General features: G+C 75.5%; 9 protein-coding genes. 4 read left to right on the forward strand and 5 right to left on the reverse strand.

What is annotated here, in order from left to right; genetic code table 11:
• Positions 1 to 306 precede the first annotated feature (306 nt).
• The 4 genes from HDA31_RS02500 (at position 307) to HDA31_RS02515 (ending at position 4,927) form a co-directional block, all read left to right on the forward strand.
• Positions 307 to 3,483, forward strand: coding sequence for a sensor histidine kinase (locus tag HDA31_RS02500; RefSeq protein ID WP_178066426.1), 3,177 nt, complete (start codon positions 307 to 309; stop codon positions 3,481 to 3,483).
• Complete coding sequence (locus HDA31_RS02505; RefSeq protein ID WP_043965587.1) at positions 3,480 to 3,887, forward strand: roadblock/LC7 domain-containing protein; 408 nt, start codon at positions 3,480 to 3,482, stop codon at positions 3,885 to 3,887. The genes HDA31_RS02500 and HDA31_RS02505 overlap by 4 nt, the downstream gene beginning before the upstream one ends.
• Positions 3,888 to 3,957: 70 nt before the next feature.
• Positions 3,958 to 4,323 carry a DUF742 domain-containing protein gene (locus tag HDA31_RS02510; RefSeq protein WP_007072983.1) on the forward strand — a complete coding sequence of 122 codons (366 nt, stop codon included), beginning with the start codon at positions 3,958 to 3,960 and terminating at the stop codon, positions 4,321 to 4,323.
• Positions 4,304 to 4,927: a GTP-binding protein gene (locus HDA31_RS02515; protein WP_043965589.1), complete on the forward strand. Its 624-nt coding sequence runs from the start codon at positions 4,304 to 4,306 to the stop codon at positions 4,925 to 4,927. Before HDA31_RS02510 ends, HDA31_RS02515 begins: the two co-directional genes overlap by 20 nt.
• Positions 4,928 to 5,216: 289 nt before the next feature.
• Here HDA31_RS02515 and HDA31_RS02520 read toward each other — a convergent pair whose 3' ends face one another.
• The 5 genes from HDA31_RS02520 to HDA31_RS02540 are packed head-to-tail and all read right to left on the reverse strand — an operon-like array spanning position 5,217 to position 12,917.
• A complete protein-coding gene (locus HDA31_RS02520; RefSeq protein WP_077938323.1) occupies positions 5,217 to 6,305 on the reverse strand; it encodes a uroporphyrinogen-III synthase in 1,089 nt (362 codons plus the stop codon).
• Complete coding sequence (gene nirD / locus HDA31_RS02525) at positions 6,306 to 6,683, reverse strand: nitrite reductase small subunit NirD (RefSeq protein ID WP_178066425.1); 378 nt, start codon at positions 6,681 to 6,683, stop codon at positions 6,306 to 6,308.
• Entirely contained in the window at positions 6,680 to 9,235 is a 2,556-nt protein-coding gene (gene nirB / locus HDA31_RS02530; RefSeq protein WP_178067828.1) for a nitrite reductase large subunit NirB, read from the reverse strand. The genes nirD and nirB overlap by 4 nt, the downstream gene beginning before the upstream one ends.
• 44 nt (positions 9,236 to 9,279) lie before the next feature.
• Positions 9,280 to 10,806: an FAD-dependent oxidoreductase gene (locus tag HDA31_RS02535; protein WP_178066424.1), complete on the reverse strand. Its 1,527-nt coding sequence runs from the start codon at positions 10,804 to 10,806 to the stop codon at positions 9,280 to 9,282.
• Entirely contained in the window at positions 10,803 to 12,917 is a 2,115-nt protein-coding gene (locus HDA31_RS02540; RefSeq protein ID WP_178066423.1) for a molybdopterin oxidoreductase family protein, read from the reverse strand. Before HDA31_RS02540 ends, HDA31_RS02535 begins: the two co-directional genes overlap by 4 nt.
• Positions 12,918 to 13,009 lie beyond the last annotated feature (92 nt).

A 13,009-nucleotide genomic window follows, 5' to 3' on the forward strand; every position in this document is an offset into this window, starting at 1 on the left:
GGATGCTCCCAAGCTTTTCGGGACGGGTGTCCCACATGTTGGGGCTACCCGATGTTTGCAAACGCTTACTTTGCATAAGCGCACGACCACTCTGGAGTCACATCCCCTGATCAGGGGCTTGGGGAAATGAAGGTATTAGTTGACCGGATCACGCGATGAGTGCCGTGCGACCGTTTCCTACCTCACCGCGGCTTCCCAAACACGATCTTCTCTGATGAAATCGCGGCCGTGCCGCGCGCGGCGCTGTCCGCTGCACCGGGCACGGGTCGGCGGTTCAGGCGTGGAAGAAACGACGGAGGCGATGTCGTGAGCACCGGACCTACGACCCTGCCCGAGAGCGGCGAGTCGAACGAGCGGGGCCGGCGACGGCTGCCCCGCCTCCGGGATGCCCGGATCCGCTCGAAGCTGGCGCTGATTCTGGTGGTGCCCGTCGCGGCGGTGATCGCGCTCGCCACCATCCGGCTCATCTCCACCGGTGAGGGCGCGCTGGAGGCGACCCAGCTGCGGTCGCTGACCGCCCTGTCGATCGACGTCTCGGCGCTCACCCAGGACCTGCACAAGGAGCGGATGGCCGCGGCCACCCTGCTGGCCCGCCCGGGGGAGAAGGGCCGCGTCGACGAGTTCAACCTGCGGGTACGCAGCACCGACGCGCGCATCGAGGCGTACAACGCCGCGCGGGGCGGCATCGGGGAGGTCCCGGCCGACGTACGGGACCGGCTCAAGGTCATCGACGACCACCTGAAGACGCTGAACAGCACCCGCCAGGAGGTGCTGGACCGCAAGCAGATGCCGGTGGCCGAGGCGTCGCTGCGTTACGGCGTCATCGTCACCGACCTGGTCTCCTACAACGACACGCTCGCCCAGATGCCCGGCCAGGAGGCCCTGGCCGACAACCGCCGGGCGGTTGCCGCGTTCGCCCACGCCAAGGCCGCGGTCGCCGAGGAGCAGGCGGTCGCCTACACGGCGCTCTCCTCGGGCCGGCTCGACGAGGAGCAGTTCTCGTCCTTCGTGGCCACTCTCACCAGCCAGCAGGAGGCCCTGGTCTCCTTCTCGCTGGCCGCCGACCCGGTCCAGCGGGCCCTGGTCGACGGCACCGTCTCCGGTGACGCCGTCGTGCTCGCCGACCGGGTGGCCGCCGACCTGACCCGGTCGGTCGGGCAGGCCCCCCTGGTCACCGCCGCCGATGTGTCCTCCTCCATCGGCTCGGTCAACGACCTGATGCGGTGGGCGGAGATCCAGCTCCAGCGGCGGCTGCTCGACCAGACCGAGCAGGCCCGCGCGGACGTCATCCAGCAGGCCATCGTCGAGTCGGTGCTGGTGCTGCTGACCCTCATCATCGCCGTCACGCTGGCCGTGGTGCTGGCCCGCTCGCTCAACCACTCGCTGCGCCGGCTGCGCGAGGGCGCGCTCTCGGTGGCCAACCACGACCTGCCCGACGCGGTGCAGCGGCTCCAGACCATCGGCAACGTCGGCGACGGCGGCGTGGAGGAGATCGTCCGGCAGGTCCGGGACCCGATCAAGCTCACCAACCGCGACGAGGTCGGGCAGGTCGCCCTGGCGTTCAACGTCGTCCACCGGGAGGCGGTCCGGGTCGCCGCCGAGCAGGCCGCGCTGCGGACCAGCGTCTCCGCGATGTTCCTCAACCTGGCCCGGCGCAGTCAGACGCTGGTCGACCGGATGATCGGCGAGCTGGACGCGATCGAGCGCGGCGAGGAGGACCCGAAGCGGCTCGCCCAGCTCTTCGAGCTGGACCACCTGGCCACCCGGATGCGCCGCAACGACGAGAACCTGCTGGTCCTCGCCGGCGCCGACTCCGCCGTGCCGCGCCGCGACGACGCGCTCCTGATCGACGTGCTGCGGGCCTCCCAGTCCGAGGTCGAGCAGTACAACCGGATCGAGTTCGGCACCGTCGACACCGACATCTCGGTCGCCGCGCACGCGGTGAACGACGTCGTCCGCCTGGTCGCCGAGCTGCTCGACAACGCCACCCGCTTCTCCCCGCCGAACACGGTGGTGGTCGCCGACGGCCGGCGGATCCGCGACTACGTGCTCATCCAGGTCGAGGACCGGGGCCTCGGCCTCACCGACGAGCAGCTCGACTCGCTCAACCGCCGGCTCTCCGCGCCGTCGACGGTGGACGTGGCCGCGTTCCGGCTGATGGGTCTCGCCGTGGTGAGCCGCCTCGCCTCCCGGTACGGCATCCGGGTGGAGCTGCGGCGCAACGTGGAGGGCGGCACGGTCGCCCAGGTGACCCTGCCCAGCACGACCGTGGTGCTGCCGTCGCTGCGGGGCCGCGAGCCGGCCCCGGCCCCGCTCACCCCGGCGCGCCAGCCGGCCCAGGTGGAGCAGGCCCCGTCGAGCCCGAGCGGCTTCGGCGAGCCGGCGACCGCCGGCCGCACCGCCACCCTGACCGACCAGTGGCGCACCGCCGCGCCCACGCCGGCCCGGTGGCAGGTGCCCGGCGACACCCGGGACGGGGTGACGGCCGCGCCGTTCGGCAGCCCGACCGTGTCCCAGCCGACGCTCCCGACCATGACGCCCGTGTCGCAGCCGCCCACTCCGCAGCCGTCCGCGCCGGCCCAGCCGGCGTACGCGCCCGGCGGCGGGGCGATCGGCAGCCCGACCGTGGCGTTCCCGGCGCTCGACCCGCTGCCCCGCCGGTCGCCGAACGGGGAGCCCGCCCAGCCGGCCACCCCGCTCGCGCCGGCCACCCCGTCGGCGTCGTTCGCGCCGGCCGCCCCGTTCGCCCAGACCAACCCGACGGCGTCGTTCGCGCCGACCGCTCCGCTCGCGCCGGCGACCCCGGCGCTGCCGGGTGGCCCGGTCGCCGGGACGACGCCCTCCGCCCCTTCCGCCCCGCCCGTGCCGGTCGCCCCGGCCACCCCGGTGGTCGCCCGCCCGGCGCAACAGGCGGAGGCGCCGATCTTCCGCGAGATGGAGGCGGTATGGTTCCGCTCGCACGGTGACGACGTGACCGCGATCTTCCAGCGCCCCAACTTCGACGAGCCCGCCCCGGCACCGGCCACCGCCGCGCCGCGGGCCCCGCTGCCCACCCGTACCCCGGGGGCCACCGACACGGACGGCCCCGGCGCGACGACGACGGCGCCCCAGGTCCACAGCGCGCCGGTGGCACCGCCCCCGCCGCCGCCGGTCGCCGCCGCGCCCAGCGGACCGGCGGCACCGACCCCGCCACCGGCGGTGGACCCGGAGGCGTGGCGGACCGCCGCCGACGAGGGCTGGTCCCGGGCCAGCCAGGCGGCCGAACCGCCGGCCGCCGGCACCACCCGCTCCGGCCTGCCCAAGCGGGTGCCCCAGGCCCAGCTCGTCCCCGGCGGGATCGAACCGAAGAGCGGTCGGGACCGCAGCCGGCGCACCCCCGACGAGGTACGCGGCCTGCTGTCGGCCTACCACCGTGGCGTGCAGCGGGGGCGGACGGCCGGCGGGGACCAGAACAGCAATTCGACCAAGGAGACGAGCCGATGAACAGGCCAGCGGCCATGCAGGACATGGGTTGGCTGCTCACCAACTTCGCCGACAGCGTGGCGGGCATCGCCCACGTGGTGGCGGTGTCCGCGGACGGGCTGCTGCTCGCCTCGTCCCGGGACCTCCCCCCGGACCGGGCCGACCAGCTCGCCGCCATCACCTCCGGCGTGGTGAGCCTGACCGAGGGCGCGGCCCGCATGTTCAGCGCCGGCGGGGTGCTCCAGACGGTCATCGAGATGGACAGCGGATACCTCTTCCTGATGTCGATCAGCGACGGCTCGTCGATGGCGGTGCTCGCCGCCCGTAGCTGCGACGTGGGGCAGGTCGGCTACGAGATGGCCCTGCTGGTCGAGCGGGTGGGCGCGGCGCTGGTGCCGCTGCCCCGCGACGCGGTGCGCGCGTAGCGCGGCCGGGCTGCACGGACAGATGACCAGACGTCGAGCGACGACGTCGACCGGGAGGAGGTGATCGCGGATGGACCAACGACGGGAGGACCCGCGCGGCGCGCTGGTGCGTCCGTACGCGGTCACCCGCGGCCGTACCGAGCCACGCCAGGACATCGCGCTGGAGGCGGTGCTGACGGCCAGCCCGACAGCCGTCGCCGAGTCCCGGTTCGCCGGTCACGACAAGCACCGGATCGCCACGATCTGCGAGGGTCGGCCCCAGTCGCTGGCCGAGGTCGCCGCGTACACCCGGATGCCCCTGGGCGTCGCCCGGGTCATCGTCGCCGACATGGTGGCCGAGGGCCTGCTGACCCTGCATACTGCCGCTCCCGCCGAGGGATACGAGGAGCGGATGGAAATTCTTGGAAGGGTGCTAAGTGGACTTCGCAGGCTATGACCCCGCCGGGGCGCGCCGCAACCGCGGGATCACCTCCGCGAAGATCGTGGTTGCGGGCGGCTTCGGGGTGGGCAAGACGACCCTGGTCGGCGCGGTCTCGGAGATCACTCCGCTGACCACCGAGGCGGTGATGACCTCCGCCGGCGTCGGCATCGACGACCCGTCGAAGGTGCCGGGGAAGCAGACGACGACGGTCGCCATGGACTTCGGCCGCATCACCATGGCCGAGGACCTGATCCTGTACCTGTTCGGCACGCCCGGCCAGACCCGGTTCTGGTTCATGTGGGACGAGATCATCAAGGGCGCGGTGGGCGCGGCGGTGCTGGTCGACACCCGCCGGATCACCGACGCCTTCGCCCCGCTGGACTACTTCGAGAACCGCCGCCTGCCGTACGTGGTGGCGCTCAACCGGTTCGACGGCGCGCCGCAGTACGAGCTGGAGGAGGTCCGCGAGGCCCTCGCCATCTCGCCCCAGGTGCCCCTGATCATGACCGACGCCCGGCACCGGGAACCCGTCAAGCAGGTGCTGGTGACGGTCGTCGAGCACGCGATGATGCGCCTCCAGGCGGAGCACGGCCGGGGCTTCCCGACCCCGGTCGGCTGAGCGTCGCCCGCGGCGGGACCCCGCCCGGCGGGAGCGCGCTCGGCGGGAGCGCGCTCGGCGGGAGCGCGCTCGATCGTGGAAAGAGTGGCCTCGAAGCGACACCGAGGCCACTCTTTCCTGCATCGGGCGTGATCGGGGTCCGCGCCACGTGCTGTCGAGTGGCCCCGGGCCGGGTGGCGCGGGCACACGATCGATGGCTGGTTGCGGGGTGGTCGCCTCGGCGTGTCGTGTCCCGGAGGCAGCCACCTTCCCCCGGCCGCGAACGCCGTGGGAGCAGAACCCGGCCGGGTCAGTCGACGCGGAGGCGGTAGCCGCGCTTCACCACCGTCTGCACCACCCGGGGGGCCTTCAGCCCGGCGCGCAGCCGGGCCACCGCCATCTCCACCGCGTGCTCGTCCGCGCCGCGCGGCAGCGTCCGCAGCAGGGCGGTGCGGGACAGCACCCGACCCGGTGAGGTGGCCAGGGCCCGCAGCACCGCCATCGGCGCCGGGGCGAGCGGGCGCAGCTCCCCGTCGACCACGGCCGCGTGGCCGCGCAGGGTCAGCAGGTGCCCGGCGGCCTTGATGCTGACCGTACGTCGGGGCAGCTCGTCCACGATGGTCCGGACCAGCGCGCCCAGCCGGGCCCGGCTCGGCGCGCTCACGGGCACGCCCCGCCGCACCAGCGGCTCGGCGGTCACCGCGCCCACGCAGCTGGCCAGCACGTCGCCGCGCAGCGCCTCCAGCACCGTCTCGGTGCGGTCCCCGGCGGCGCGCAGCAGCGCCTCGGCCGCCGGGGCGGAGGTGAACGTGACCGCGTCCACCAGCCGGCCCGCGACCAGGTCGATGAGCCGGTGCAGCGGCGCGGGGTCGGTCGGCGGGGCCCACCGGTAGACCGGCACCTCGATCACGGTCGCCCCGGCGTCCTCCAGCGCGCTCGTGCACTCGGGCTGCCGGTCGCCGTGCAACTGCATGGCGATCACCTGCCCGGCCACCCCGCGCCGCACCAGGTGCTCGACGACCTCCTCGCAGCTCTCCGAGTCCGGCGACCACTGGTCGTGCAGGCCGGCGGCGCGGATCGCGCCCCGCGCCTTGGGGCCCCGGGCCACCACGTACGCCTGCGACAGCACGCCGCGCAGCGGCTCCGCCAGCCCCCAGCCCTCGGCCGCCTCCAGCCAGCCGCGCATCCCGATGCCGGTGTTGGCCATCAGCACGTCCGGCGGGCGGGCCAGGCACTCCCGGGTCGCCTCGCGCAGGTCCGTGTCGTCGGTCAGCGGCACGATCCGCAGGGCCGGCGCGATGACCACCCGCGCGCCGCGCCGTTGCAGCAGGGCGGCCAGCTCGTCGCGTCGGCGGTCAGCGGTGACCCCGATGGTGAAGCCGGCCAGCTCGTCGGCCATTCACCCCTCCCGTCTCAACCGCACCTCGACCAGGCCGTCCCGGCAGCGCACGTCGTGCCGGGGCACGGCCACGCCGGGCAGGTCCAGGCAGGCGCCGGTGCGCAGGTCGTACACCTGCTTGTGCAGCGGGGAGGCGACCGTCGGGGTGCCGCCCCGGCTGCCCACGATGCCCCGCGACAGCACGTACGCGCCGCCGATCGGGTCGAGGTTGTCCAGGGCGAACAGCTCGTCGCCGGTGCGGAACAGGGCGACCTGCGCCCCGTCGACCAGGGCCGCCACGCCCCGTTCCGGCTCCAGCCGCTCCAGCGGGCAGACCGGGCTCCAGCCCGGTGCGTCCGCCGCCGGGCGGCGCGTGGACGTGTCCGTCGCGATGCTCATCGCCGTACCTCCGGAAGGCCGAGGGTGACCGGTTGCCGGCGGCGGGCGGGCGCCTCGCCGTCGGGTGCCGCTGCCGCCGCGACCGGCCGGGCCCGGCCGGCGGGCACGGGCTGACCGCGTTCGACGGCGAAGGTGATCGACGGGTCCGGCACGTCGGGCGCGTTGACGAACGACGTGAACCGGCGCAGCCGCTCCGGGTCGTCGAGCACGTCGCGCCACTCGTCCGAGTAGCCCGCCACGTGCCGGGCCATCTCCGCCTCCAGCTCGGCGCAGAGGCCCAGCGAGTCGTCCACGATGACCGCGCGCAGGTGGTCGAGCCCGCCCTCCATCGCCTCGATCCAGGCGGCGGTGCGCTGCAACCGGTCCGCCGTGCGGATGTAGTACATGAGGAACCGGTCGATCAGCGGGATCAGCTCCGCCGTGGACAGGTCGGTGGCGAACAGGTCGGCGTGCCGGGGCCGGAAGCCGCCGTTGCCGCCGACGTAGAGGTTCCAGCCGGTGTCGGTGGCGATGATGCCGAAGTCCTTGCTGCGGGCCTCGGCGCACTCCCGGGCGCAGCCCGACACCGCCGACTTGAGCTTGTGCGGGGCGCGCAGCCCCCGGTAGCGCAGCTCCAGGGCGACGGCCAGCCCGACGGAGTCCTGCACCCCGTACCGGCACCAGGTCTCGCCGACGCACGACTTCACCGTGCGCAGCGCCTTGCCGTACGCGTGGCCGGACTCGAAGCCCGCGTCCACCAGCCGCCGCCAGATCTGCGGGAGCTGGTCGACCCGCGCCCCGAACAGGTCGATGCGCTGCCCGCCGGTGATCTTCGTGTAGAGCTTGAACTCCTGCGCCACCTGACCGATCACGATCAGCTTCTCCGGGGTGATCTCGCCGCCGGGGATCCGGGGCACCACCGAGTAGCTGCCGTCGCGTTGCAGGTTCGCCAGGTACGCGTCGTTGGTGTCCTGCAACGACGCCCGTTCGCCGTCGAGCACGTGCCCGGTGCCCAGCGACGCCAGGATCGAGGCGACCACCGGCTTGCAGATGTCGCAGCCCCGGCCCCGCCCGTGCTCGGCGATGAGCCGGGAGAAGGTGCGGATGCCGCGCACCCGCACCACGTCGAACAGCTCCTGCCGGCTCAGGTCGAAGTGTTCGCACAGCGCGGTGGACTGCTTCACCCCCGCCGCGTCGAGGAGCTGCTTGAGCATCGGCACGCACGACCCGCAGCTCGTCCCGGCCCGGGTGCACGCCTTCAGCGCCGGCACGTCCGCGCAGCCGCCGGCGATCGCCGCGTCGATGTCGTCGCGGGTCACCGCGTTGCACGAGCAGACCTGCGCGCTGCCGGGCAGCGCCCCGGCCCCGGCCGCCGCCCCGCCGGCCGGGGCCAGCAGCGCCAGCGGCGCGGCCGGCAGCGGCCCGCCGACGCTGGCCCGCAGCGTCGGGTAGGCGCTCGCGTCGCCGACCAGCACGCCGCCGAGCAGCGTCGTCGCGTCGTCGGAGAGGACCAGCTTCGCGTACGACCGGGTCGCCGGGTCGGTGAACGTCACGTCGAGGCTGCCCTCGGTGGTGCCGTGGGCGTCGCCGAACGACGCCACGTCCACCCCGAGCAGCTTCAGCTTCGTCGCGGTGTCCGCGCCGGGGAAGGTCGCCGCGCCGCCCAGCAGCCGGTCGGCCACGACCTCGGCGGTGGCGTAGCCGGGGGCGACCAGGCCGTGGCAGACCCCGTCGACGGCGGCGCACTCGCCGACCGCCCAGATCCGCTCGTCGCCGGTGCGGCACGTCGCGTCGACCAGCACGCCGCCGCGCGGGCCCAGCTCCAGCCCGGCCGCGCGGGCCAGGTCGTCGCGGGGCCGGATGCCGGCCGCCACCACCACCAGCTCGGCGTCGACCGTGCGGCCGTCGGACAGCTCCAGCGCCGCCACCGCGCCGTCCGCGCCGGGCCGCAGCGCGGTGGTCGCCACCCCGAGGTGGGTGGTGACCCCCAGCTCCTCGACGTAGCGGCGCAGCATCGCCCCGCCGGCCTCGTCGACCTGCACCGGCATCAGCCGGGGCGCGAACTCGACCACGTGGGTGGCCAGGCCGAGCAGGCGCAGCGCGTTCGCCGCCTCCAGGCCGAGCAGCCCGCCGCCGATCACCGCGCCGACGCGCCGGCCCCGGGCGTGCTCCCGGATCGCCTCCAGGTCGTCGAGCGTGCGGTAGACGAACACCCCGGGCAGGTCCCGGCCCGCCACCGGCGGCACGAAGGGGTACGAGCCGGTCGCCAGCACCACCGCGTCGTACGGGTGCTCGCCGGCCGCCGTGACCACCACCCGCCGCTCGCGGTCGATGGCGGTGGCCGCCTCGCCGAGGCGCAGCTCCACCCCGTCGTCGGGGGTGTGCAGGTTCAGCTCCTCGGCGGACACCCCGTCGAAGAACGCCGACAGCCGCACCCGGTCGTACGCGGGCCGGCGCTCCTCGGCGAGCACCGTGACCTGCCAGCGGCGGCCGGTGTCGCGGGCGCGCAGCGCCTCGGTGAAGCGCTGGCCCACCATGCCGTTGCCGACGACCACCACCCGGCCGCCGGTCACGGTGCCGTCTGCGCCGGTGCCCGGCCCTGTCGTGTCGCCGTTCATCACGCCACCTCCACGCGGTCGTGTCGCGCCCTCGGGCTGTCGTCGTCGGCCGGGTCGGTCGCGGGCGGCCCGGCCGGTTCATCGGCCGCCGGGTCGACCTCGGCGAGCCAGCCGACGATGCCGGCGAGGGCGTCGCGGCACCCGCCGCAGCCGGTGCCGGCCCGGGTCGCCGCCGACATCGCCGCCACCGTCCGGGCCCCGGCCCGCCAGCAGGCCACCAGCGCGCCCTTGCTGACGTCGTTGCACTGGCACACGGTCGCCGCGTCCGGCATCAGCGCCGGTGACGCGGCCGGTGCCGCCGGCGCGCCGCCGAGCGCCCGGCCCAGCAGCAGCGCCCGCCGGTCCGACGGCACGGGCGCGCCCCGGTCGAACAGCTGCACCACCGTGCCGACGGCCGGGTTGTCGCCGAGCAGGATCGCCCCGGTCAGCCGCTCGTCGCGGATGCGCAGCCGGGCGTACGTGCCCCGGGCCGGGTCGGCGAAGGTCAGCTCCTCGACCGGCCCGTCGCCGGCCCGGTCGCCCCCGGCGGCGGTGTCGCCCATCGCGGCGAGGTCGATCCCGGCCGCCTTGAGCCGGGTCACCGCCGGCCGGGCCCGGTACGCCGCGTGCGCGTCCGCGCCGCTGAGCAGCTGCGCCACCACCCGGGCCTGCGCCCAGGCCGGCGCGACCAGCCCGCTGGGCGTGCCGTCGTGCTGGGCGCAGTCGCCGATCGCCGAGACGCGCGGGTCGCTGGTGCGCAGCCGGTCGTCGACCACGACGCCCCGCTGCACCGCCAGCCCCGCCGCGGCGGCGAGGGCGGTGTCGGGGCGCACCCCGCAGGAGAGCACCAGCAGGTCGGCGGCCAGCGACGAACCGTCGGACAGGTCGAGCCGGACGCCGTCGGCGTCGGCGGCGAGCCCCGTCGCGGACGCGCCGAGGCGGGCGCGGACGCCGAGGCCGGCGAGCGTGCCGGCGAGCACCGCGCCGGCCGTCGGGTCGAGCTGCCGCTCCATCAGGTGCCCGTTCGGGTGGACCACCGTCACGTCCAGCCCCCGGGCGGCGAGCCCTCGGGCCGCCTCCAGCCCGAGCAGGCCGCCGCCGAGCACCAGCGCGCGGCGCGCGCCCCGGGCCAGGGCCAGGATGCGCCGGCAGTCGTCCAGGGTGCGGAAGACGGCCACCCGGTCGGGCAGGGCCGCCGGGTCCAGCCCCGGCAGCGGCGGCACCACGGCCCGGCTGCCGGTGGCGAGCACCAGGTGGTCGTACCCGACGCGCTCGCCGTCGCCGGTGCGCACCTCGCGGGCGGCCCGGTCGATCGCGGTCACCGCGACCCCGGTGCGCACGTCCACGCCGTGCCCGGCGGCCTCGGTCAGCTCCACGTCCGGCTCGTCGACCTTCCCGGCGAGCAGGGTGGAGAGCATGATCCGGTTGTACGCCCGGTGCGGCTCCGCGCCGAGCACGGTGACCTTGCGGTCCCCGGGGCGGGCGTGCAGCTCGGCGGCGAGCCGCGCGCCGGCCATCCCGTAGCCCACGATCACGACGGCGGTCATGCCTGCGCCCTCTCCACCCGTACGGCGCAGATCTTGAACTCCGGCATCCCGGAGACCGGGTCGACGGCGTCGTTGGTGACCGAGTTGGCCCGCGCGGCCCCGCCCCAGTGGAACGGCGCGAAGACGGTGTCGGGGCGGATCGTCGGGGTGAGCCGGGCCGGGGCGCGCAGCTCGCCGCGCCGCGAGGTGACGCGTACCTCCTCGCCGTCGCCGACGCCGAGCCGGGCGGCCAGGTCCGGGTGCAGCTCGACGAACGCGCCCGGCGCGGCCCGGCGCAGCGCCGCCACCCGGCGGGTCTGCGCGCCGGACTGGTACTGGGCGAGCACCCGGCCGGTGGTCAGCCGCAGCGGATAGTCGGCGCACACCTCCTCGGCGGCGGGGCGGTGGTCGACCGCGCGGAACCGGGCCCGCCCGTCGGGGGTGGGGAACGCGTCGGCGAACAGCCGCGGCGTGTCCGGCGCGTCCGCATCCGGGCAGGGCCAGAACACGCCGCCGGTGGCCTCGATCCGGTCGTAGCTGACCCCGGCGTAGTCGGCGACCCCGCCGGCCGAGGCCCGGCGCAGCTCGCCGAAGACCTCCGCCGGGTCGTCGCCGAAGCCCGCCTTCGCGCCGAGCCGGTCGGCCAGGTCGGCGATGATCGCCAGGTCGGTCCGCACGCCCGGCGGGGGAGTCCGCACCGCGCGGCGGCGCAGCACCCGGCCCTCCAGGTTGGTCATCGTGCCGTCCTCCTCGGCCCACTGGGCGGTGGGCAGCACCACGTCGGCCAGCTCGGCGGTCTCGGAGCGCACCAGGTCGGCGACGACCAGCAGGTCCAGGCCCCGCAGCCGGCCCTCGACCCGGGCCGCGCGGGGCGCGGACACCACCGGGTTGGAGCCGAACACCAGCAGCGCCTTCGGGCCCGCCGGGGTGCCGAGGGAATCCAGGAGCTGGTATGCGGGCACACCCGGCCCGGGCAGCTCGTCGGCGTCGACCCCCCAGACCCCGGCGACGTGCGCGCGGGCCGCCGGGTCGGTGATGCTGCGGTAGCCGGGGAGCTGGTCGGCCTTCTGGCCGTGCTCCCGCCCGCCCTGGCCGTTGCCCTGCCCGGTGAGGCAGCCGTAGCCGGAGCCGGGCCGACCGGGCAGGCCCAGCGCGAGCGCCAAGTTGATGAACGCGGTGACCGTGTCGACGCCCTTGGCGTGCTGCTCGGCCCCCCGCGCGGTGAGGATGATCGCGCCGCCCGCCGTGGCCAGGGCCCGCGCGGTGGCCTCCAGGTCGGCCACCGGCACGCCGGTCAGCCGCTCCACCTCGGCCGGCCAGTAGCCGGCCACCGTCCGCCGCACCTCGTCGAAGCCGGTGGTGCGCTCGGCGACGTACGCCCGGTCGACGTAGCCCTCGGTGAGCGCGATGTGCAGCAGCGCGTTGGCCAGCGCGAGGTCGGTGCCGGGCACCGGTTGCAGGTGCAGGTCGGCCTGCCGGGCGGTGGCGGTGGCCCGGGGATCCACCACGATCAGCGTCCCGCCGGCGGCCTGCTGGTCGGCGACGTGGCGCATCAGCGGCGGCATCGTCTCGGCCGGGTTCGCGCCCACCATCAGCAGGGTGCGGGCCCGGCCCAGGTCGGCCAGCGGGAACGGCAGCCCCCGGTCGACGCCGAACGCGCGGTTGCCGGCCGCGGCCGCCGACGACATGCACCAGCGCCCGTTGTAGTCGACGTGCCGGGTGCGCAGCGCCACCCGGGCGAACTTGCCCAGCGCGTACGCCTTCTCGTTGGTCAGCCCGCCGCCGCCGAAGACGGCGACCGCGTCGCGGCCGTGCCGGTCCTGGACGGCGCGCACGCCCCCGACGATCCGCTCCATCGCCTCGACCCAGGACGCCGGGCGCAGCTGCCCGGTGCCGGCGTCGCGCACCAGCGGGGTGGTCAGCCGGTCGGGGTGGTCGAGCAGGTCGGCGGCCGTCCAGCCCTTCTGGCAGAGGCCGCCACGGTTGGTGGGGAAGTCCCGGGGGAGGACCTCGACCCGGCCGCCGGTCTCGCGCAGCGTCATGCCGCACTGGAGGGCGCAGTACGGGCAGTGCGTCGCCGCCTCCCGGGGGGAGCCCCCCGGGCCAGTCGCCGGCCGTGCACCGTCTGTCATGTCGGCAAAGCGTGCCGCCGGGCGGTTTCGGGTCAGCGTCCCGTTTGTTTCGGTCCTGTCAAGAGCACCTCACACCGCACAGGAGAAACCCG

The sequence above is a fragment of the Micromonospora carbonacea genome (assembly GCF_014205165.1).
In the GTDB taxonomy this organism is placed as follows: domain Bacteria; phylum Actinomycetota; class Actinomycetes; order Mycobacteriales; family Micromonosporaceae; genus Micromonospora; species Micromonospora carbonacea.